Source organism: Streptomyces racemochromogenes (genome assembly GCF_044129415.1).
Taxonomy (GTDB): Bacteria; Actinomycetota; Actinomycetes; order Streptomycetales; family Streptomycetaceae; genus Streptomyces; species Streptomyces racemochromogenes_A.
Genome location: NZ_JBBDHD010000032.1, coordinates 1 through 20,790, shown reverse-complemented (window position 1 = coordinate 20,790; position 20,790 = coordinate 1). Strand labels below are relative to the sequence as shown.

17 protein-coding genes and 2 pseudogenes are annotated in these 20,790 nt (G+C 69.6%); 8 read left to right on the top strand and 11 right to left on the bottom strand.

The genetic code is table 11. The features are described from left to right. Positions 1-183: 183 nt before the first annotated feature. The gene (locus WDV06_RS15130) at positions 184-1,446 is read right to left on the bottom strand and encodes a hypothetical protein (protein WP_395510256.1); all 1,263 of its coding nucleotides are present in this window, start codon (positions 1,444-1,446) and stop codon (positions 184-186) included. Positions 1,447-1,643: 197 nt separating this feature from the next. Here WDV06_RS15130 and WDV06_RS15125 point away from each other — a divergent pair, with 197 nt between their 5' ends. Together WDV06_RS15125 and WDV06_RS37330 are read left to right on the top strand one after the other, a co-directional pair. Then, positions 1,644-2,978 carry a NucA/NucB deoxyribonuclease domain-containing protein gene (locus WDV06_RS15125; protein WP_395510255.1) on the top strand — a complete coding sequence of 445 codons (1,335 nt, stop codon included), beginning with the start codon at positions 1,644-1,646 and terminating at the stop codon, positions 2,976-2,978. A gap of 81 nt (positions 2,979-3,059) precedes the next feature. Beyond that, positions 3,060-4,124 (top strand): annotated as a pseudogene (locus WDV06_RS37330) (IS630 family transposase). A gap of 901 nt (positions 4,125-5,025) precedes the next feature. Here the strand turns inward: WDV06_RS37330 and WDV06_RS15110 are convergent. Beyond that, positions 5,026-5,658, bottom strand: coding sequence for a response regulator transcription factor (locus WDV06_RS15110; protein WP_395510252.1), 633 nt, complete (start codon positions 5,656-5,658; stop codon positions 5,026-5,028). Then, positions 5,655-6,617 (bottom strand): sensor histidine kinase, encoded by a 963-nt coding sequence (locus WDV06_RS15105; RefSeq protein ID WP_395510251.1) that lies wholly within the window; start codon positions 6,615-6,617, stop codon positions 5,655-5,657. Before WDV06_RS15105 ends, WDV06_RS15110 begins: the two co-directional genes overlap by 4 nt. Positions 6,618-6,963: 346 nt before the next feature. Between WDV06_RS15105 and WDV06_RS15100 the strand changes: the two genes are divergently transcribed. The 4 genes and pseudogenes from WDV06_RS15100 to WDV06_RS15085 form a co-directional block, all read left to right on the top strand. After that, positions 6,964-8,244: a tannase/feruloyl esterase family alpha/beta hydrolase gene (locus WDV06_RS15100; RefSeq protein ID WP_395510250.1), complete on the top strand. Its 1,281-nt coding sequence runs from the start codon at positions 6,964-6,966 to the stop codon at positions 8,242-8,244. Positions 8,245-8,308: 64 nt separating this feature from the next. Continuing rightward, a complete protein-coding gene (locus WDV06_RS15095; RefSeq protein WP_395510249.1) occupies positions 8,309-8,884 on the top strand; it encodes a hypothetical protein in 576 nt (191 codons plus the stop codon). A 165-nt stretch (positions 8,885-9,049) separates the two neighbouring features. Further along, positions 9,050-9,475: an SMI1/KNR4 family protein gene (locus WDV06_RS15090; protein ID WP_395510248.1), complete on the top strand. Its 426-nt coding sequence runs from the start codon at positions 9,050-9,052 to the stop codon at positions 9,473-9,475. Positions 9,476-9,529: 54 nt separating this feature from the next. After that, positions 9,530-9,820, top strand: a pseudogene (locus WDV06_RS15085) (helix-turn-helix domain-containing protein); the annotation flags it as partial. On the opposite strand, the gene WDV06_RS15080 reads toward WDV06_RS15085, so the two are convergent. The 5 genes from WDV06_RS15080 to WDV06_RS15060 form a co-directional block, all read right to left on the bottom strand. Then, a complete protein-coding gene (locus tag WDV06_RS15080; RefSeq protein ID WP_395510299.1) occupies positions 9,820-10,263 on the bottom strand; it encodes a S26 family signal peptidase in 444 nt (147 codons plus the stop codon). The pseudogene WDV06_RS15085 and the gene WDV06_RS15080 overlap by 1 nt on opposite strands. Before the next feature lie 179 nt (positions 10,264-10,442). Continuing rightward, positions 10,443-12,755 (bottom strand): FdhF/YdeP family oxidoreductase, encoded by a 2,313-nt coding sequence (locus tag WDV06_RS15075; protein WP_395510247.1) that lies wholly within the window; start codon positions 12,753-12,755, stop codon positions 10,443-10,445. Between the two features lie 36 nt (positions 12,756-12,791). After that, the gene (locus tag WDV06_RS15070; RefSeq protein ID WP_395510246.1) at positions 12,792-13,388 is read right to left on the bottom strand and encodes an SRPBCC family protein; all 597 of its coding nucleotides are present in this window, start codon (positions 13,386-13,388) and stop codon (positions 12,792-12,794) included. A gap of 716 nt (positions 13,389-14,104) precedes the next feature. Beyond that, the gene (locus WDV06_RS15065) at positions 14,105-14,332 is read right to left on the bottom strand and encodes a hypothetical protein (protein WP_395510245.1); all 228 of its coding nucleotides are present in this window, start codon (positions 14,330-14,332) and stop codon (positions 14,105-14,107) included. A 23-nt stretch (positions 14,333-14,355) separates the two neighbouring features. Next, positions 14,356-14,433 carry a hypothetical protein gene (locus WDV06_RS15060; RefSeq protein WP_395510298.1) on the bottom strand — a complete coding sequence of 26 codons (78 nt, stop codon included), beginning with the start codon at positions 14,431-14,433 and terminating at the stop codon, positions 14,356-14,358. Between the two features lie 62 nt (positions 14,434-14,495). Here WDV06_RS15060 and WDV06_RS15055 point away from each other — a divergent pair, with 62 nt between their 5' ends. After that, positions 14,496-14,630, top strand: coding sequence for a hypothetical protein (locus tag WDV06_RS15055; RefSeq protein ID WP_395510244.1), 135 nt, complete (start codon positions 14,496-14,498; stop codon positions 14,628-14,630). A 470-nt stretch (positions 14,631-15,100) separates the two neighbouring features. Here the strand turns inward: WDV06_RS15055 and WDV06_RS15050 are convergent, their stop codons facing one another. The 3 genes from WDV06_RS15050 to WDV06_RS15040 all read right to left on the bottom strand — a co-directional run bounded on the left by WDV06_RS15050 (position 15,101) and on the right by WDV06_RS15040 (position 19,106). Next, positions 15,101-15,652, bottom strand: a complete 552-nt coding sequence (locus WDV06_RS15050) for a DUF4232 domain-containing protein (RefSeq protein ID WP_395510243.1) — start codon at positions 15,650-15,652, stop codon at positions 15,101-15,103. A 631-nt stretch (positions 15,653-16,283) separates the two neighbouring features. Next, positions 16,284-17,741 carry an NF041680 family putative transposase gene (locus tag WDV06_RS15045; RefSeq protein ID WP_395510242.1) on the bottom strand — a complete coding sequence of 486 codons (1,458 nt, stop codon included), beginning with the start codon at positions 17,739-17,741 and terminating at the stop codon, positions 16,284-16,286. A 141-nt stretch (positions 17,742-17,882) separates the two neighbouring features. Beyond that, positions 17,883-19,106, bottom strand: coding sequence for a hypothetical protein (locus WDV06_RS15040; protein WP_395510241.1), 1,224 nt, complete (start codon positions 19,104-19,106; stop codon positions 17,883-17,885). A 228-nt stretch (positions 19,107-19,334) separates the two neighbouring features. On the opposite strand from WDV06_RS15040, the gene WDV06_RS15035 reads away from it, so the two are divergent. Then, positions 19,335-20,790, top strand: a 1,456-nt coding sequence (locus WDV06_RS15035) for a phospholipase A2 (protein WP_395510240.1), incomplete at its 3' end; no start/stop codon positions are given.

Genomic DNA, 20,790 nt, shown 5'->3' with positions numbered 1-20,790 from the left:
CAAGTAGAGGTCTCTCTGGCGAAAGAGGTGGGTGCGGGCGCGCTCGGCGCCCGCCGGGAACTCAGAGCCGCTCAGGCGCCTACGGCATGTCCGTGGAGTAGGCCCAGGTCGCCCGGCCTCGGTTCACACGAGATGGAAGTGGGGCGACCTGGGCCGGAGGGGACCGCGTCAGACGGGGAAGGGTCAGACCTTCACCAGGTCGTACGTACCCGTGCCGTCCTGCCTGCCGCTGGAGTACTGGCGGATCAACTCCCCGTCCGCGTACCGGTCATGGCCCAGCATCGAGCCGGTGTACTTGTTCTGCAGGCCGATCTTCGAGCTGCCGGGTACGTCGCGATAGATGTAGAACCGCTGGAGGTCGTCCTCGCCGCAGGTGGCCGTTGTGAGGTAGGCCTGCTCCTGGTTGGCGATGTTGGCCGGGATGGTCGCGCACCCGCCATTGCCCCAGTTCCACAGGGACGCCTCGATGACCCCGTTGTGCTCCGTCACGTTGCACAGCCGCCAGTTGTCCAGGTGGGCACTGGTCCAGTTGGATTCGCGCAGCCGGATGCCGTCGTTGGCCAGGAGCGGCGCGCTCCAGTTCAGGGGCTTGCCGGGGACGTGGATCCTGTAGACGTCAGGCTGGCAGTTCAGAGCGGCCCGCGTGGCGGGCGCATTGGTCCGCGCGGTGGCCGCCTTGCCCGCTGTGCTCTTCGCTGCAGCGCTCCTGTCCGTGGTGGCCTCGGTGGAGGCCACCGGCCCTGGCGCGTGTCCGGCCCGGGGCGGGGTCTCGCAGTCCAGGAGACCCTGCGCCTTGCGCATGATGCTGTTGGCGGGCACCTTGTCCTCGCAGCGCACCGCGCCCTCTTCGAGGGTGGTGTAGGTGGTGTAGCTGCCGCTGTCGGGTCCCTCGATCCACTTCAGCGCCCAGCTGCCGTCGCTCTGTTGGACGCGGTTGCAGTTGAGGCTTCCGTAGGTGCCGGTTACCTTCTTCGTGCCCTTGTAGACGCCGTAGTAGCCGGGGTCGTTGAAGTTCCAGCTGACCGACGTCGACTCGCTGCTGGTGGAGGAGTAGTTCACCTGCACGTTCAGGCCCAGCATCGCGCCGACGGTGCCGAGGGCTTCGACGGCGAAATCGCCCTTGATCTCGCCGTTGAGGCCGACGGAGACCGAGATGGTGGTCTGGGTGCTTGTGGTGACGTTCTGGTAGCCGGTCGAGCCCTGGGTGACGTACCAGCCCTTGAAGTGGGTGATCGTCGGGGTGACCTCCGTGCTCTTGATGATCGGGTGGCGCTTGCCGAGATCGGCTGCGGTACAGGCCTGACCGGCCTGGACCGTCTGCCCGGAGGCGGCGGGCGCGGCCGGGGTGGCGGCGGCCGGGGTGGCGGCCAGGCCCACGGCGGCCGTCGCCGTGGCTATGAGTGCTCCGAGCCCTCCGCCCAGGCGGGTTCCTGTGGTGCGGCGCATCGCTGTTTCCCCCTGTTGTGCGTGGTCTGTGAGGTGAATGTGAGTGAAATTAGCGCCACCGGGAGCGGCAGGTCTAGACCGCAACTGGCCAAAAGAAATCAAGAACTGTCGCGTTCTCGGTTGGCATGAAAGGGAGTTGACCGGTTCCATACCTTCGGTGTGCCCGCCAAAGGGCCACGGATGGAAGGGACCATCTTGTGAAACACGTCAGGCGCGGCATGGCGCCGATAACCTCGCTCGCCCTCACCGCAGCCCTTCTCGCCCTGGGTAACTCACCGGCCGCCGCCGCAAGCCCTAAGCCCGCCGCGTCGGCCCCGGGCATCGAGTACACGGCCACGCTCGGCGACGCTGCTCAGCCCAGCAGCAACGGCAAGGGGACGGCGGAGATGCCGATATCCCCCGACAATCCCGCAGGCACCGAGTGGCTGAACGACTGCCTGGGTTCCTCTGAAGCGCAAGACCCCAGCGGCCGTGTCTACAACCGGTTCAAGTGGTGCAGCGACTTCGAATTGAAGGCCGCGTACTACAAGATCGAGAATGGCAAGTCCGTCCTGAAGGGCACCAATACGATCAGGTTGCTGGCCGCCGCCATTGGCTACAACGACACCCGTGCCACCCGGGTATTCCTCCGCGCCAAAACCGGGCAGGTCCGCTACGACGGGTGGAACCTCATCGAGAAGCGGACTGTCGCCCCGAACCTGAAGCTGGAAATCTCCCCAGAATGCGTGCCGGGAGCCGATCAGCCCACCACTGCCACGTGCGGTGTCGGGCGGTCTCCGGCGAAGATGGAATGGGCCCAGTGGAGCAACTTCCCTGACTGGGTCTACTGGGACGTCTCCTCCACCAGCAGCGAGGGCGTGGACCAAGTCGCCTTCCATCAGTGGCGCTTCGACGAGAACGGCGCGAGCCCCGGATACGAACAGATCCAGCGCGGCAAGAGCTCGCCTATCGGTATTCGCTGCGACTCGGCCGACTATTTTTCCCAAGGCGTCAAGCGCTACCCGCGCGCTTGCGTCTACACCGGGGCACTGCCCTTTCTCACCTACGACGACAATCACCCCAACATTCGCCGGCACATCCGCGACGCACAGAACGCCCCGGCCACCGACAGCGTCACCTACCCCAAGGAGGGCCACCCCAAGAAGGTTCCCGGCAAGTGGTCGTCGACCGCCGGGGCTCGGGGCGCGTCGCTGCACCGCGTGGCAAGCCGGGGCCAGGGCGGAGCGATCGCACTGGCGAACGAGGCGGTGAAGAAGGCGGCATGCGGGCAGACGGGCGGGGTCAACCCGTGGGGCCCCGACTACAACGCCGCGACTGGCCTTCCGCCGTACGACACCTCGGTCGATGATTGCGATGAGTACCCCTTCAGTTCCACCTATGAGGGTGCATCGTCGACCGATTGGGACTTTTCGGTGCGCAATATCGCAAACGGCGAAAACCGTTCGGCTGGCACAAAACTCGGCAACTTCTATGTCGATGACAGGATCCTTGCCTGGCCGGTAGAGGACCCGTACTGGGTGAACGTCGACTGACCTCACCCTACGGTTACTGAGGCTGAACTCGTGGTGTCGCAGGGGCTGACGGCTGGTCGTCCGCTGCGGTATCACCGGGTCATGCGGTATCCACAAGGGGGCGGGCTGACCGTCGAACGGCATCAGTTCCGCGAGGGGTTACGACTCCAGGCGGCGGAGCGTTTCGCCCTGTGGTGAGCGAGCACGGTGATCGCCAAGGACCTGCGGGTCAGCGTCCGGTCAGTGCGCGGTGGCGGCAGACGTGGAACGAGGGCGGTCCGCGGGCTCTGGAGTCGCAAGGGCCGGCGTCGCTTCCGAGGCTGAGCGAGAAGCGGTTCGCGCAGTTGGAGGCGGAGCTGGTCAAGGGTCCGGCCGCGCATGGCTGGGAGGACCAGCGGTGGACGCTGGCGCGGGTCAAGACGTGATCGGCCGGCGCTTCCACCTGACCTACTCGATCCAGGGCGTTCGGAAGCTGCCGGTATGCAACGGCTGGTCCTGCCAGGTATCGGCCCGCCGCGCGATGGAGCGGGACGACGAGGCGGTGGCCGGCTGGGTCAGGGAGGTGTGGCCCGGCGCGGAAGACTCGCGGCGGCCCGTGGAGCCTGGCTCGTCTTCGAGGATGAAGCCGGTTTCTCCATGACGCCGCCGCAGGCGAGGACCTGGTCGCAGCGCGGCCGGACCCCGGTGGTGCGGGTGCGGGGCCGGTCGCGCAGACGGGTGTCCATTGCCGCGTTGACCTGCTACAAGCCCGGTCGACGGTCCCGGCTGATCTACCGGCCCCGCCGGGACGACGGCCGGCGCGACGGGCGCATGAGCTTCTCCTGGCGCGACTACCGGGACTTGTTGATCGCCGCACATCAGCAGCTCGGCGGCCCGATCGTGATCATCCGGGACCACCTCGACGTCCGCAAAGCCGCCGACCTGAGGGAATGGGCCGCAGCCCAGGACTGGCTGACCATCCACCACCTACCGCCTTACGCACCCGACCTCAACCCCGTCGAAGGGATCTGGTCCCTTCTGCGACGGGGCTGGCTCTCCAACGTCGCCTTCAGCACCCCCGAACACCTCGTCCAGCGCATCCGACGCGGCCTACGGCACATCCAGTACCGCAGCCACCCCATTGACGGCTGCCTCGCCGAGACCGGCCTGACCATCAGACCCGCCTGATCAGCAGCACAACATCACGATCAACCTCAGCAGGCGCGCGCGGCGCTCATGGGGGAGACCTGATGCGGCCATTTCGCCGTTCCGGCGCGGTTTCGACCCCGGAAGGGGCCGTTCATCGGCCGCGCGCGCCTCCGGGGGCGGGCGGTCGCGGCAGCGGCCCGGCTCGGGGCACGGAGGCGCGGCCGCAGCCGTCGCAGTTCTGGAGCGGATCCGGCCGCCTGAACGGCTTGGCCGCGGTGGGGCCGGGGGCAGATCCGGCGGGCGGAGCGTGGCGAGCCGGTACGCGAGCAGGGAGGCCGGGGTGCGCATGCTCCGGCAGGTTCCCGGCCAGGACCTGCCCCACCGCTTCGGGGTCGGCCCCCCCGCTCCAGCCAGGTCGAGACCTCGGGCGCGAGCCACCGTACGTCCGCTCGCCCAGCAGCAGCCGCTGGTCGTGCTGCCGCAGCCCGGCGAGCAGTTCGACCGCCCGGGGGTGCAGGCCCGCCTGCGGCCGCGCTGCGGGTCCCGGCGCGGAGATCGGCTCCGGTTCGGGCCCCGGAGCCGGTACGGGCTCCAGCCCCCCACTGCCGCCCGAAGAAGGCCTCGGGGTCTTCCGCTTTGCTCCAGACCGCGCTGGAACGCCTCGACGCCCTCGTACGCGGCCACCAGGACGCCGAGATGCGGTGGTGCCCAGGAGGCCCGGCGGGAGGAACCGGCCCTGCTGCGGGGCGCACGGCGCCGCGCGGCCCAGGCCCGGATTCGTGCCGGCCGGCACGAGCGGCGGGAGTCCGGGCTGCACCGGTTCCGACACGGGCGCTCGCGCTCGCGCCGGGGCTGCGCGTCGAGCTGGAGCACCGCGGGCTGATGAGGGAGGTGGACCCCGTCCCGGCCGAGGACGCCCATCCGCATCCTCGACGGGGCGTCAGACCAGTCCGTTGTCCCTGGCGTAGAGGGCGGCCTGGGTAGGGTCGCGCAGACCCAGCCGGCTCAGGACGCGGGAGATGTGGTTCTCGACGGTGCCCTCGCTGAGGTAGAGGCGGGATGCGATCTCCTTGTTCGTGGCACCTGCCGAGATGAGACGGAGGACTTCCGTCTCCCGGGGCGTGAGCAGCTCCGGGGTCGGGAGCCCGGCCGCCAGGTTGGCGACGACCGTCTGGTCGAACTGGGCCACCCCCGCGTGGGCGAGACGTACCGCCCGCGCCGGCTCGGCGGCGGGCAGGTTCTTGAGGAGATAACCCACTGCGCCGGCCTTCAGGACCCGGGTGACGTACTCGTCGTCATTGAACGTCGTCAGCATCACGATCTTGCATGCGGGCAGACTGCGGCGGAGCAGCGCCATGGCGGCCACGCCGTCGATCCCGGGCATCCGGACGTCCATCAGCACCACGCCGGGGCGGCAGGCGGGGGCCGCCTCGGCCGCCTCGGCGCCGTCGCGCGCGCTGCCCGCCACCTCGATGCCCGGCTGGATGCCGAGGAGTGCCGCGATGCCCTCCCTCACGAGGGCCTGGTCGTCGACGACGAAGACACGGGTGTCCGCGCCCGCGTCCCCGGTCACCACGGGACACCGACCGTGAGAACCGTGCCGTGGGCCGAGCTGTCGATGGCCATGCTCCCCTCCGCAAGGCGGACCCGTTCGCGTAGTCCGGTCAGTCCGAACCCCTCGTCGGCCGTATCGAACCCCGTGCCGTTGTCGGCCACCTTGAGGCGGGCTCCGCGCTCGTCGTAGGCGACCTCCACCCCGATCTCGGTGGCACCGGAGTGCCGGCAGGCGTTGGTCAGTCCCTCCTGCGCGGCCCGGTACAGCACCAGTAGCGGCCTGCGCTCGACGCCCGACATCGCGAGGGAGATGCGGCGGCTCCCACCGCCCAGGTGATGGACGAGGTCGGCGAGCGCCCAGGAGAGACCGGCCGGTTCGGACTCCGACCCAGGCCCCAGGGTGCGCACGGATGCCCGTACCTCGTCCAGAGTCCGGTTCGCCGACCAGCGGGCATGCGACACCGCCTGCGCCGAACCGCGCGGATCGAGGGAGGCGAACGCCTCGGCCTTCTCCAACTGGATCCCGATCGCGGACAGATGGTGGCCGAGGCTGTCGTGGATCTCGCGGGCCAGCCGGTTGCGTTCGCGCGCCGCGGACAGCTCGGCGACCTGGGCGAGGGTGCCCTCCAGCCGGGTGAGGGCCTGCCGCTCGCGCACGGCCACCGCGGCCATCGCGAGGGCCAGGACCACCCCCAGGGCGAACATCAGCAGGTCCGAGATGTACTCGGCCCGCACCTGCCAGTGCGGAACCCACAGGGTGAACGCGCCCGCCAGCTCCGCCACGCAGCCGACACCGAGTCCGATGGCGACGGTGGATCCGTACGCGAAGAACGCCAGGAACGGCACGAGGACGAACAGCACACGCGACAGTCCGGATTCGTCGACGGCCGCGACCGCGCAGAGCAGTAGAGCCCCGAGTACGAACAACGCGCCCGGCGCGATCCGCCCCCACCGTTCCGGCCCGTCCAGGGCGATCAAGGCGCCGAGCAGGCCCGCGTACCCGGCGGTGGGCCCTTGGGCCCGGACCGATCAAGGCGTAGTAGACACCCCCGAGCAGCACGGCGCCGTACAGGACGGCGGGTATCCAGGGCACGGGCCGCGACATCGGACCTCCTCAACGGCTCATGAAAGCCCAGGGGGGTCTCTTCCCCGCAGCGTACGCGGCCCATGTCGCGCATCCATACCCGCTCCGGAAACGGGCGCACAGTGTGGCCGGAGGTCATGTGACCTCTGGCCACAGCCGAGCGGGTCATCTCTCACTTACCGGTGATGACCAGCGGCTTCTAGCTTCAAGGCGTCACACTTCCCATCGAGAAGAGGGCGCGTGCTACGCCATCTCGCCATCGCCCCGTTGCTGCTTATGACCGCCCTGACCGTTCCGGCGGACAGCACCCGGGAGGATCGCTGCTCCGGCGTTCGGGTCCCGGGAGCCGAATACTCGGTCTCCAGCTGCCTGACCGATCTGACAACCACGGGAACCATCGGAACAGGGCACACGGACAAGGAGGACTGGAAGGGCCTGGTGGCGGAGAACACCCTCACGCCGTCCGGGGTCCCCGGGGTCCAGATCGACGGATACTTCCCCGACACCTCGACCACCAACACCAACCACGGCTGGAACCACGACAGCCAGTTCGTCATCCGGCTGCCCAAGAACTGGAACGGCGGGCTCGTCGTTGCCGGCCCGCCCGGAACCCGTGAGCAGTACGCCAACGACCCGATCATCAGCGACCAGGTGCTCGCCAAGGGCTACGCCTACGCCGCGACCGACAAGGGCAACACCGGCGACCAGCTCTACAAGGACGGCCACCGCCCCGGCGACGCCATCATGGAATGGCATCGCCGGGTGGCGCAGCTCACCGTGGCGGCCAAGAAGGCCGCCGACCGGCACTACGGGCACCCACCGCGTGTCACGTACGCCGCCGGGCTGTCCGCGGGCGGCTACCTCGTCCGCTGGCAGCTGGAGCACTACCCCGATCTCTACACGGGCGGCATCGACTGGAACGCCCTCACCTTCACCAGGGAGGGCAGCCTGCTCACCACGCTCCCGTCGGCACTGCGCGCCTTCCCCCGCTTCGCCAAGGGCGACCCGGCGGCGCACGACGAGATCATCGCCGCAGGCTATCCGAAGGGTTCCGAGAAGCAGTGGGGCTACCACTACCACAACCAGTGGGACCTCCTGCAGCGTGTCGTCCGCGAGGAGGTCGACCCCGGCTACGACGGGGCCCGGCAAGGGGGTACCCCGTTCTGTCCGGAGGGGACCGGCCCCGGCTGCGACACGGACTACGACTTCGCCGCGCGACCGGAGTCGGTGCACCGGGCGGTCGAGCGGATCTCGCTGACTGGGAGGATCCAGCGCCCGCTGATCAGCATCCAGGGCACGCTCGACGCGCTGACCCCGCCGGCCACCTTCGGTGACGTGTACGACCGGATGGTCACCGACGCCGGGCGCGCCTCGCAGCACCGCTACGTGCACGTCCCCGGGGGGGCCCACACCGACGGACTGGTCGCGATCGACAAGGAGGCGTACAGGCCGATGCTGCCGTCCTTTGTCGCGGCGTTCGCCGAACTGGAGGCCTGGACGAGGCCGACCAGCCGCTCGTGACCCCCTCCCGGCGGGCCCAGCCACGACCCCTTCTCATTCATTGTCCACCGCATCTGGAGACACCATGTCATCGAAGTCCCTTTACAAACTTGCTGGTTGGGCCGGCCTGGGATGCGCAGCCATCCTTCTGCTCAACGCCGCTCGGCGTGGCTCCCTGATCCCCGACGACCTGGCCGTCACCCACGCCCTCGCGCCTCTGGCGGAGGCCCTCGGACTGTTCCTGGTCACCGGGCTGTTCCTCGCCGACCGGCGCCGCACCGGCAGCCTCGGGACGGTCGGCTACGCCCTGAACTCGCTGGGGATGGCCGGCCTGCTGGGCGTGGAGTTCATTCTCAACCTCGTCTTCCCCGAGCTGGCGAAGCCGCAAATCAGCAAGCTTCTGAACGGCCTGACCGGCACCGTCTTCACCGTCTCGTCGATACTTTTCCTGGTCGGCGCGACCACCCTCGGGGCGGCCATGTGGAAGTCCGGCGGGTTCTCCCGCCCGGCGATCGCAGCCTACGTCCTCGGCGCCGTCCCGGTGGCCCTGCGAGGTGTCCTGCCCACCGCCGTGTTCCCTCCCGGCCTCCTGGTGATGGCCGTCGGCGTCGGCCTGCTCGGTCTCAGCCTGGTCCGACGTGCCCCCGCACTCGACGCCTAAGGGCTGTCCCGCATCGCCTCGGGGCAGTGAGTGGCTGACTCGGCCAGGGCCGTACTGTTCGGCTGATGATCAGTCGCGCCTCTGGCCGAGCCGTGGGCCCCTGTCGGTGGCGACGGGCCGCAGTCCGGCGCGACCGGTGGCCAGGCTCATGGAGGTCGATTCCACGTGTGGACCGAAGCTGTAACGGCCCTGCCCGGGACGGCTCTCTTTCAGCCCCCCGCATCGGAGGAGTCGCTGGCTCTCTGTGCTACGGTCCTCGGCCATCCACTGCCTGCGGACCTCGCCGCCCTCCTCCGGGAGAGCAACGGCATCGAGGGCGAGTACGGCGACGGGCTCATCTGGTCTGCCGAGCGCATCGCCTCCGAGAACCGGACCCTTCGCGCGGATGCCGAGCTCGCCGCCTTGTACATGCCGTTCGATCCGCTGCTGTTCTTCGCCGACGCGGGTAACGGGGACTTGTTCGCACTCCTGGCCAGGATCGACCGGCCCGACGTCTTCGTCTGGAATCACGAGGACGACAGCCGTACCTGGGTGGCGCCCAGCCTGGCCACGTACCTCGAATGGTGGTTGACGGGGCGGATCGAGCTGTAGCTCCACGTCTCATGACCACCTGGTCACCCATGGGATGATCTTGGCGTTGCTGGTGTGATCAAGGCGTCGGAGCCGTCGTGGATAGCCCCGTTCTCCGGGCTGAGCCCTCGCGCCTTCGGGAAACCGGTGACGGTTCTGCGGCGCCAGGGTGCGGACACGGTCCGCAAGGGCCGACCATGGAGCCTTCCACTGGAGGACGGTGCCCCTCTCGTCGCGGCGTACTGGCGAACGAACCTCACGTTGCGACAGCTCGCCCCGCTGTTCTCGGTGTCCAAGTCGGCAGAGGGCCGCATCATTGACCACCTCGGACCGATGCTCGCTCTCCAGCCCCGCAAGCGGTTCGCCTAGGCCGTGTGGCGAAAGTAGATCTTGGGACCTGACGGTGCGCGTCCCAGGTCGTCGCGACGGGTCCGCCGGGTCGCGCGCTGCCTTCGCGGGCGGCCGGGGCCGCCGTCACCCTCCCCTGTTACAACCGTGGCCCGCGCCGCGAAGGCGGAGACGGGGCCGGGGCGGTCGTCGATCGGTGGAGGCGAGCAGGTTCCCTGCTGCGTCACGACGACCGTCCCGGTTGTCGCCTCGCGTACCCGCGGCGTGTCGCCACCCACGGCCACGGCCCGCTCGACCACTGGACGCCGGGGGTCCGCACCACCGTCCATGGGGCCCGTTGTCACCAGGACCACGTCCCCGCGCCGGACCTCTGCCGGGCCCTTGCGGAACAGCAGCAGATCACCTTCGGAACGTGTGGGTTCCATGGCCGACGCCGAGTACGTCGCGCCCCGACACAGCATCCTGGGCAGCAGCCCACTGCCGACCACCATGTGAGGCCCGGCCATGAGCAGTACGAGTGCCGGCGAGATCACCTTCATGTCGCCGCCCGGCTCGCGGCCGGCCTGCGCGGCATCTCCACCCGTGCGGGGGACCCGCCGGGGCGCGATGTTCCCGGCCCCGGCCTCGGGCCCGGTCTTGGTCAGACGGGTGCCGGCTTGCACCGGTCGCCTGTGGGTTCCAGGCGGACGATGATGCCTTTGGAGGTGGGCTGGTTGCTCAGGTCGGCGACGCTGTCGAGCGGCACGAGGACGTTCGTCTCCGGGTAGTAGGCAGCCGCCGACCCCTTGGCCGCGGGATAGGACACGACCTCGAAGTTCTCGGCCCGGCGCTCGGTGCCGTCCTTCCAGACGCTCACCAGGTCCACCCGGTCGCCCTGGGCGAGACCGAGCGCGGACAGGTCGGCCGGGTTGACCAGGACGACGTGGCGGCTGCCGTGGATGCCGCGGTAGCGGTCGTTATTGGAGTACGGGACGGTGTTCCACTGGTCGTGCGAGCGTAGGGTCTGCAGCAGCAGGTGTCCCTCGGGAGCCAGGGGGACCACCGGCTCGTTGCAGGTGAAGCGGGCTTTTCCGGTCTCGGTCCGGAACACGCCCTCGTTGACCGGGTTCGGCAGCTGGAAGCCTCCCGGGCGGGCCACCCGGGCGTTGAAGTCGTGGAAGCCCGGCACGATCCGAGAGATGCTGTCGCGGATGGCGTTGTAGTCGCCCTCGAACTTTGCCCAGGGGATGTCCCCCGTGCCGTCGACGCTGAGCCGGGCGAGCCGGCACAGGATGGCGACTTCGCTGAGCAGCATGCGCGAGGCCGGTTCGATCCGTCCCCGGGAAGTGTGCACCTCGCTCATGGAGTTCTCGACGGTGACGAACTGCTGGCCGTCGGCCTGGACGTCGCGCTCGGTGCGCCCCAGCGTCGGAAGGATCAGGGCGGTGTCGCCGCAGACGGTGTGCGAGCGGTTGAGCTTGGTGGAGATGTGGGCGGTCAGCCGGCACGTACGCATCGCCCTCTCGGTGACCTCACTGTCGGGCGCTGCGCGCACGAAGTTCCCGGCCAGGGCGAGGAAGACCTTGACGCGGCCCTCCAGCATCGCCTTGATCGCGTTCACCGAGTCCAGGCCGCGGGGGCGGGGCGGGTCGAAGCCGAACTCCTCTTGCAGGGCGTCCAGGAAACTGTCCGGCATCTGCTCCCAGATGCCCATGGTGCGGTCGCCCTGGACGTTGCTGTGGCCGCGCACCGGGCAGACGCCCGTGCCGGCACGTCCCAGGTTGCCGCGCAGCATCAGGAAGTTCACGATCTCCCGGACGGTGGGCACGCCGTGCTTGTGCTGGGTGATGCCCATTGCCCAGCACACGACGACGCGTTCGCAGGCGAGGACCTCATCGCGGACCTTCTCGATCTCCTGGCGGGTCAGTCCTGTCGCCGCGCGCACGTCGTCCCAGTCGACGGTGCGGGCGTGCCGGGCGAACTCCTTGAATCCGGAGGTGTGAGCGTCGATGAAGTCGTGGTCCAGGACGGTGCCGGGGCGCGCGTCCTCCGCCTCCAGCAGTAGCCGGTTCAGTGCCTGGAACAGGGCGAGGTCCCCGCCGGGCTTGATGTGCAGGAAGCGGTCGGCGATCTGGGTGCCCCGCCCCACGATCCCGCTCGGCTTCTGCGGGTTCTTGAAGCGCCGCAGCCCCGCCTCCGGCAGCGGGTTGACCGCCACGATGCGGCCGCCGTTGCGCTTGGCCTCTTCCAGGGCGGAGAGCTGGCGCGGGTGGTTGCTGCCGGGGTTCTGCCCCACCAGGAAGATCAGGTCTGCGTGGTGGAGGTCGTCCAGGCTCACGGTGCCCTTGCCGACGCCGAGGGTCTCGTTCAGGGCGAAGCCGCTGGACTCGTGGCACATGTTGCTGCAGTCTGGCAGGTTGTTGGTGCCCAGGGCGCGGGCGAACAGCTGGAAGACGAAGGCGGCTTCGTTGCTGGCCCGGCCGGAGGTGTAGAAGACCGCCTCGTCGGGCGAGTCCAGCCCCTTGAGTTCCTGCGCCAGGACTCCCAGGGCGGCGTTCCAGCCGATGGGCTCGTAGTGGTCCGATCCGGGCCGTTTGATCATCGGCTCGGTGAGCCGGCCCTGCTGGTTGAGCCACATGTCGGAACGGGCGGCCAGGTCGGACACGCTGTGCTCGCGGAAGAAGTCTGCGGTGATCCGGCGCGTGGTGGCCTCGTCGTTGATGTGCTTTGCACCGTTCTCGCAGTACTCGTTGCGATGGCGCCGGCCCGGGGCGGGGTCCGCCCAGGCGCAGCCGGGGCAGTCGATCCCGCCCACCTGATTCATGGTGAGCAGGTCGACCCCGGTCTTGCGCGGGGAGGTCTGCTCCAGGGAGTACTCCAATGCGTGAACGACGGCGGGGACCCCGGCCGCCCACTTCTTCGGCGGTGTCACGGAGAGGGAGGTCTCCGGCTCCTCACCGGGCGGGTTCTGCATCGCTTGGCCTTTCTCTTGCCGTGTCGGGCGGGCAGGTCAGCCGACGGGCCACTGGGCGACACGGCTCCTTGGCGGTTCCGGGGTGTCGTGCTGGACACGGCCGTTGCGGATGGTGCCGCGCCAGGCGCCGCCCTCCTGGCCGAGCCCTTCGATGAAGTCCTTGAAGCTGACGATTTCTCCGCGCACCAGCCGAGCGGCCAGCGCCGTGACCCTGGGGGAGCGGGCGAGGACCTTCAGGGCGCCGCGCGGCCGCAGGAGCATCCGGACGGTGACCGCGGTGCCCCCGGACTCCGTGGGCCGGAACTCGACCTCGCCCTCATGGGTGGGATGCTGCTCCAGGCCCCGCCAGGCCAGGTAGGCGTCGGGGTCCTGTTCCACGATCTCGACCGCGAAACGGTGGCGCACCGGGCCGTAGCCGATGGTCCAGGCGGTGACGGTGGGCCTGACCTGCTCGACATCGCGCACCACGGCCGAGAAACGCGGGAACGTCTTGAATTGCGTCCACTGGTTGTAGGCCGTACGGACCGGCACCGCGACCTCGACGGTCTCCTCGACGTGCCGCTCGCTCAGCGGCCGACGGCGTGCGACGCCGTCGCCGCCGGTGCGCCCGTCGTCCTTTTCGTGCGCCATCATGGTCCTTCTTCCGGTGAGAAAGCCGGGCATCCGCGCGCCCGGGCCCCCTGGTGGGCCAGGGCACCACATCCAGTTCCCCGATCCCGGGCTTCAAATCACCAGACCGTACCCCCGACGCCTGCGCAGGGGCCCCAAGGCAAGTTCGCCGGCTTCTCTCGGCGCCCGGCCGCCACCTCCAGCTTCAGCCCTGCCCCGGCCACCCGCCACTGACCGCACCCGGGCATGGTCCTCCCTCGATCCCGTTTCTCCTTGCGCGACCACCAGGCCGGTGCGCGATCTTCCCGGCCGACCTCACGCGCGCGGGGCGGCGGGGGGCGGCCTCACCACCGCCGACGGGGCGGTGCTCACGCTGAACTCCTTCGTCAACGAGCTCTACGCCAAGCTGCCGGACACCACCGATTACGTCGCTCTCGCCACGCTGTGGCAGCCGCCTGCGGCGCCCTCCGGGCGGTCGGGACGGCGGCCTCGGCCCCACCGGTGCGCGCCGCCCTCAGGGCGTGGACCGCGACGGCAGGTGGCGTACTCCGGTGATCAGCCACCGGGCCAGGCGGTGGCGCATACGGGAACCTGGTGCTGTTCCTGGACTGGCACAGGGACGACCACGAATACCAAGCTCACGACTAAAAGGGATCTCCGACCGCCTGACCTGCGGATTCGATCAGGTGCCCGGAGGGGTGCGCGTCCTCCTGGCCGGTGGGCGAGGCTGGCCGGTTCGTTTACCCGTCGCTGGTGGGCGGGGTCCAGACGGCCGGCCCGCCGCCGCGCCACTCGATCAGCAGTTGGTCGTCCAGGTTGATGTCGTCGGGGTCGAGGCCGGCCCGCCGCAGGAACTCGAAGATGTCGTTCGGGCCGGTGGCGCGGCCGAGGATCTCTCCGTCCACGCGGACGCGGCGTCCGCCCTCGGTATCCGGCGGGTAGACGATCACGCGCAGGTCGGGGCTCATGTCTCCACCCTGCGGGCTGCGGGTCATTCGAGCATGCCCAGTGCGGTGTCCGGGAGGCACTGAGGGCAGGCGGGGACGCCTTCGGCGAGCGCCCGCCGCACGGTGTCGGCGGTGGCGGGTTCGCAGCGGCTGCGGGCTCCCAGCACCCGCCGGTGCCGATGCCGTGCTCGATCAGCCACTGCGGGGGCGGCGGCGCGGGCCACCGGTCGGCCTGCGCGGCGGCCAGCTGCTCCTCGGTGGCTATCCAGTCCCGGGTACGCCGCAGGTCCTGGAGCTGGACGCGTTCGAGGAAGCGTAGCTGCTCCAGTCGGGAGGCGGCACCGGGGGAGTGCTGGTCCATCTCAGGTTCCGTACTGCGCCCGTCGCTCCTCGCGGCAGGTCTCGCAGAAGGGAGTTGGCCGGGGCCCCGTATCGCGCGCAGGTTCGATGACAGCGGGCGCAGGGGACGGCCTGGCTGGGTGCCGAGCTCGCGAGTCTGGGGCGGGAGGGTGCGGGTGCGGGGGTGGTCACGGGAGCTCCCGGGGCTGGTGCGGAGGATGCCCATCTCATTAGATCGCATGTTCGAATTTGGGGGCGAGTTGACTGTTTGCCATAGGACTTTGGCGGACGCGAGTTTGCGTCATCGGAGTTTGATCACCGCAGGTCAGCGACCCAGCGCACCGAAGGCACGCTGGGTCGCTGACCTGGACTTGTGTGCAGTTCCTCGTAGACGTGTGGGTCAGAGCCTTGCGATCGGCATGCAGGCTGCTCGATTTGTGAGGACGGGGGTCAGGAAGGCTCGACCGCCGAGACCGGGGTGGCGGTCACCTTGTTGTCGCACTGGGCCCACCACCCGTCCTTCAGGGCGACCTGGTGCTTCCCGGAGTTCGGCAGCCCGATGACCATCGTCGGATACGCCGCCGGGGTATTGCCCGAGACGCAGTAGCCGTCGCCCTCCCCCTGGACCTGGACGAAGGTCAGCTTCACCCATGCCTTGCCCTGCGGCCGGACCGTCACGGCGGCGGCCTTGCCGGTGGGGGTGACCTTGAGCGGGGTGCTGTCGGCGCCCGTGACCGTCGGATAGCCCTTCAGGACGCACGTCTTCTGGGAGACGTTGGTGAACTGCACGACCGCCGCCCCGGTCCCGGTCCCGACGGGCGGGTGGGCGGCCTGCCAGGCGCTGACCTGGAGGGCGGAGGCCGGGCAGGCGGGCGGCGGGGTGGAGGTGGTGGCGCTCGCCGCCATGGCGGTGCCGGGCAGGATGCCGGTCACCGCCGCCGCGACGGCCGTGACCGCCGTCGTCGCCAGAGCCGCCCTGCGAATGCCGTTGCTGTGACGCATGCTGTCGTCCCCCTGAGTTGTCTCGTCCGCGGGTTTCGGTCGTCGGTTGTTGCCCCGCGGTACGCGTGGTACGTGAGTGAAGATATGGGCGGGAGAGCAGCAGGGTTCCGTGTGGCGACTACCTGTGACGGAACGGTCAAACTCCGATGGCAAACGGTCAAGATCCAGTGGCACGGGACAGCGGGGCCCGAGAGCGCCTACGACGGGTCCGTGGCTCCCGTCGGATGGATGATGCCAGGGCCCTTGGCCGGGCTGCCCCGAGCCGGCCTGTCCGACCCCTGGAATACGAAAGGTGACCGAAGGGAGGCCCCCGGGATGATGCTCAGGCCCCCAGTGGAGCCCATGCTGGCGCAGGCCGCCGAGTCGGTGCCCGGCCCGGCTGCCGTGCGGGCCGGGGTGGCGTACGAGCAGAAGCTGGACGGGCACCGGGCCCTGCTGTTCACCCCGGCCGGCCCGGGCGGCGCGGTGGTGGTACAGACGCTGGTCGTCTGGGACGCCGAGGAAGGCCGGTTGTCGTTTACGGCCTTGCAGCGACGGGCCGCCGCGCCCGCGGTGCTGCCGGGCTGGCCGTCCGGTGGCCGGCCTACTTCGTTGTCTTCGACGTCTTGCAGCTGGACGGCTAGCTTGATCTTTAACCTGTGCGGCGTGGGCGAGAGGTCGTGGACTTCTTCGCTTTCGGTTTCGTGGTGTCGGTTTTGCGGACTGTGTGCACGTCGTGTCGTGGGGTGGGCCGGGTGTTCTTGAGGCCTGGTGGCCTGCCGGGGCCAGGGCGGGAAGGTTTCGGTGCGTCGGCCGGGCAGGTGGTCTTCGGGCGGATGTGCCGGAAGTCCCGGCGGACGCGGGCGGGCGTGAGGCGTTCGACGGGTGCCGGTTTCTCCCACGGCCGACGGAGATCTGCCGCCAGCGGTCGGGCGAGGCGGAGTTGGGTGTAGGCCGCCAGGATCAGCCAGGTCCAGCGGTCCGCCGCCTCCGGGGTGCGGATCTTCGGGCAGGTCCAGCCGAGGGTCTGTTTGAAGAGGCGGAAGGTGTGCTCGATGTCGAAGCGTCGCAGGTAGGCCTGCCAGAGGCGGTCGACGCCGGCGGGGTCTGCGTCGGTGCCGGACCACCACAGCCAGACCGGCTTCGGTGTGGCTCCGCTGGGCAGGTGGTCGATGTCCAGGCGGATCACCGTCCCCTCGACGAGCGGGAGGGTGCCATCGGCTGCGGCCCAGGAGGAGCGGTGGGTGAGTTTGGGGTGGAGTCGGTCCCATGAGCGTGCTCGGGCGGTGCCGTAGAGGCGGGTGCAGGTGATGGTTTCGGTGTCCGGGGTGTTCCAGGTGTCGGGCTGCCCGAAGACGAACTCGCCGCCGTGCCGGGGCGGACGGCCCATGGTGTGGGGCTGCCTCTGGGGTGCGGGCCGGCGCAGGACGCGGTCCGATCGCATCCGCGCCAGGACCTGGACCGGAAGGTCCCGCAGGAGGTGGGCCAGGCGGGGTGCGTCGTATCCCGCGTCCGCGATGACCAGGACGTCCGGTTCGCCGACCTGCCACTGACCTGCGGTGATCAGCCGCTCGATGAGTTCACGCAGCTGCCGGGCGGTGACCGTGGCGGTGTCGTCCCCGGGCACCAGGCGAAGCGCGTCCAGCGGCGCGGTCCACGAGCTGCGGCCCGGCTCCAACGCGCAGACGATCGAATACGGCCAGCCGGGGACGGGGATGTGCTGGTCCTTGCCCCGGCCATAGGTGTGGCACAGGATCCGCTCGGGCGAGGTGTGCGCGTCGGGCCGCAGCCAGCAGGTGACATCGACGGCCAGGACCAGCCGGCTGTCGACAGCCCGAGGAAGCGGCACCGCGGCCAGAGCCCGCCGCATCCGATCCGCCTCGACCCGGCCACGGGCGAGCGCCGCATAGAGGCCTCCGTGACCGCGGCGGTGCTCGCCCACGAGCGACAGCTCGGCCAGTGATCTCACCGGCCCGTCACCACACAGAACCGCATCTGCCAGATCGAACAGTGCATCCGAACGGGCAGTGAGACAGCAGTAGAACTCGCCTCGGAAGCGTGACAGTTCCGCCAGCGGCTCCCGCCGGGCATCACGATGCAGCAGACTCATCCCCACGGCCTTCGCGCTGGATGTGAGTGTTTCCTTGGTCGGAGCACATCATCCAGACGAAGGCCGCTTCCGTGCGCGGCGGATACCGAACCGAGTGATCAAGCACGAGGCATCGTTCGACCTCGAACGTTAAAGATCAAGCTAGCAGCCGGCCTGCTCGGAAGCGTTCCGATGGAGCGGTCTCTCCGCCTTGATCACCGTTCCGGCGGGGTAGGAGGGGAACGCGATGCGCCAGAGGCTGTCAGGCTGGCCGTCAACCGTGATGCCGGTCAGAGTCGTGGACAGATCGGGTGTGACGTCCAGGACCGCGATGGCGTAGTCGGCGCCGGCTCCCTCTTCGGATCCCACGGTCACAGACTTGGCGCTCCAGCGGCCGGCGCCGGCCGTGCTGTCCTGGCTCACTGGTCTGAGGATGAAGAACTCCTTGTCGACGCGCATGCCGATCCACAGCTGGTGTCCCTGGGCGGGCTGCCCCTGGCCGGAGACGTCGATGCAGCGCGGAACCGGGCCGTCGGCGGGCTTCTCGATGGTGACTACGTACTCAGGTGCTCTGGAGGCGGGCGTTGCCGGGTCCTGTGATGTTCCTGGCTTGGGCTGATTCTTGCCGGTTTCTGCCGTCCTGCTGGAGAGAGGCTCGGGGCCCGCGGATTGTGCAGGCCGGCTGGGCTTGGGCACGTCTGGTGGTGATGTGTCGGACTGGCCGGTCGATCGGTCGGACTGGTTGGCGATGACGAGTACCGAGGCCAGGGCTGCCAGTGCCGCCCACTGTGCGGGCGTCCTCCAGCGCCGGAGCCGGTCGGTCGGCGGCTTCGGGCCCGGGGCGGATCCTGCGGGCCGGGGCGATGAGAGCAGTGGGCCGGGTTGCGGTGGCTCTGCGGGCGCATCGCCGGGGGGCACGAGGTCGGCGTCGGGCCGGCCGTCCCGGTCCGCAGACAACCCTGCCGGTTCGCCTCGGAGTTCGGCCGGCTCCGGAACAGCACCGGAAACATCGACGGCGGGGTCCGAGGATGCGGAGGCCTGGACCGCTCCTGCCGGACGGCCGCCCGCGTCCCGGGGCGGGAACTGGCCGGGGGCTGACGCGGCGGCAGTCGCGGCGGTGTGCAGCCGGCGTGCTTCCTGGAGCTTGGGTCCCCTGGTGCGCGGGTCGCGGGCGAAGCGGTCCTCGATGATCTGGTTGAGCCGAGCGAACGGAATGATCTTCTGGCCTGAGCGGTACTCGCTCCACACACTCCGGCTCAGGCCGTAGCGCTCCTCCAGCCGGCTGACCGTGTACTCGGACGTCAGGTCCCGCAGGAACTGTGCGAGTGCGTTGGCTTCGGCTGTGCGGCCCTTCAACGGCCCGGGCAGGCGTCCTGGTCGGTTCACTTCTCCCCCTTCAGCGACCCCTGTGTTCGCGGACGTTCGCGCAAGTTCGCGGATGTCCGGTCTTCGCGGCTGCTCTGACCTGCGCTGACGTGTTCACGGTCCAACGGATAATCAGATCAGGTTCCAGCGTGGTGTTCCACCGCTTCCGCCGACCAGGACAGCGGAATCCACCACGGCGAAGGGACCACCGTGAAAGCCACACATGACCGACAGACCCCTCGACGGCCTGTGAATACGAGCTGGGGGCAGCGCATCCACGGCGTCATTCGCCTGCTCTGCTTCCTCGTCGTCGGTGTCATCGCCATCGGCGTCGCCGCGAACGCGGCCCCCTCGCAGAGCGAGAGCCCTGCCCAGGAGACATCCGCCTCCCACGTGGGATCCATGGTCGCGACCGTCGACGACGTGTACGCGCTGGCCGAGGACGGCTCCGCGGTCTACCGGGCGACCGGCCAGGACTCCTGGGTGCCGGTCAAGAGCGACGGCGCCCAGCGCATTTACGGCGGAGGGCTCGGATTGTTCGCTGTCCTGCCCGGCCAGGGCGACATCGCCCGGTACAAGGACGGGCAGTGGCAGCCCATCGGCGGCCCCGGGGCCGAGTTCGCCGTCACCAGCGACGCCCTGTACGGGCTGTCACCCGACCTGGGCTCGGTCCACAAGTGGACGCAAGAAACCGGGTGGGTGACGATCGAGGGCAGCTTCGAGCACCTCTACGGCGGCGGAGCGGGAGTCTTCGCGACGGCCCGCGGCAGCGGGGACGTCAGCTGGTACGCGGACGGTACCTGGCAGCGGATCGGTGGCCCGGGGGCCGAGTTCGCCGTCACGAACAACGCCCTGTACCGGCTGAATACCGACCGGACCGAGGTCGAGGAATGGACGCCCAAGTACGGGTGGCGGCACGCGGGAGACGCCGCGCAGCACCTCTACAGCGGCGGCAAGACACTGCTGGCGACCACTCCGGGGCGCGGTGACGTGGCCGAGTTCTCCTACGACAACCGCGACTGGACAGGGGCCGGCGGCCCCGGCGCCACCTTCCTCAGCTCCTCGACCGGAATCATCTACGGGGTCTGGCCCGACCGCTCCGGGGTGTCGCGCCGCGGTGCGCTGGGCGCCTGGCTCCCGCTGGCGGACTTCGCTCCCGGATCGCTCCTTCCCGTGGCGCAGACCCTTCAGCGGCTGCACGAGCTGACCGAGCTCGACCAGGGAGACAAGAAGACCACCAGCACGTGGGTGCGCTTGGCGCACAGCCACCAGAAGGGGGAGCCCGACCCGTACAAGTTCCGCTGGGAGGCCAACGGCTGCAACGTGATCGGCGACTCGCTGGGCCAGTTCGGCATGCACTTCAAGAGCGCCTGCAACCGCCACGACTTCGGCTACCAGAACTACCGCGACACCCTCGGCGAAGACGGCTTCCGCAACGGCGTCCCCGGCGTCACCGGAATCGGAACCGACAGCCCCAAGGCCCGCGTCGACGCGGTGTTCCAGCAGGACCTCCAGCGCGCCTGCGCGGACGGCCCGGAAAGGACCGGCATCTACAGCCCGCCGAAGCCCCCCGGCTACGACATGGAATGCCAGCGCGCCATCGGCGAGATCTGGGCGGCGGTCGTGGTCGGCGGCTCGCTGACCATCCTGGCCACCGCGCTCGTCGACACCGGCTCGCGCATGGACGAGGTGATCTTCGAGGAGT

Coding starts and splice junctions, on each gene's coding strand:
- WDV06_RS15130 (WP_395510256.1), bottom strand. CDS start 1,446: ATGCGCCGCACCACAGGAACCCGCCTGGGCGGAGGGCTCGGAGCACTC.
- WDV06_RS15095 (WP_395510249.1), top strand. CDS start 8,309: ATGTCATCGAAGTCCCTTTACAAACTTGCTGGTTGGGCCGGCCTGGGA.
- WDV06_RS15080 (WP_395510299.1), bottom strand. CDS start 10,263: ATGCTGTGTCGGGGCGCGACGTACTCGGCGTCGGCCATGGAACCCACA.
- WDV06_RS15075 (WP_395510247.1), bottom strand. CDS start 12,755: ATGCAGAACCCGCCCGGTGAGGAGCCGGAGACCTCCCTCTCCGTGACA.
- WDV06_RS15070 (WP_395510246.1), bottom strand. CDS start 13,388: ATGATGGCGCACGAAAAGGACGACGGGCGCACCGGCGGCGACGGCGTC.
- WDV06_RS15065 (WP_395510245.1), bottom strand. CDS start 14,332: ATGAGCCCCGACCTGCGCGTGATCGTCTACCCGCCGGATACCGAGGGC.
- WDV06_RS15050 (WP_395510243.1), bottom strand. CDS start 15,652: ATGCGTCACAGCAACGGCATTCGCAGGGCGGCTCTGGCGACGACGGCG.
- WDV06_RS15045 (WP_395510242.1), bottom strand. CDS start 17,741: ATGAGTCTGCTGCATCGTGATGCCCGGCGGGAGCCGCTGGCGGAACTG.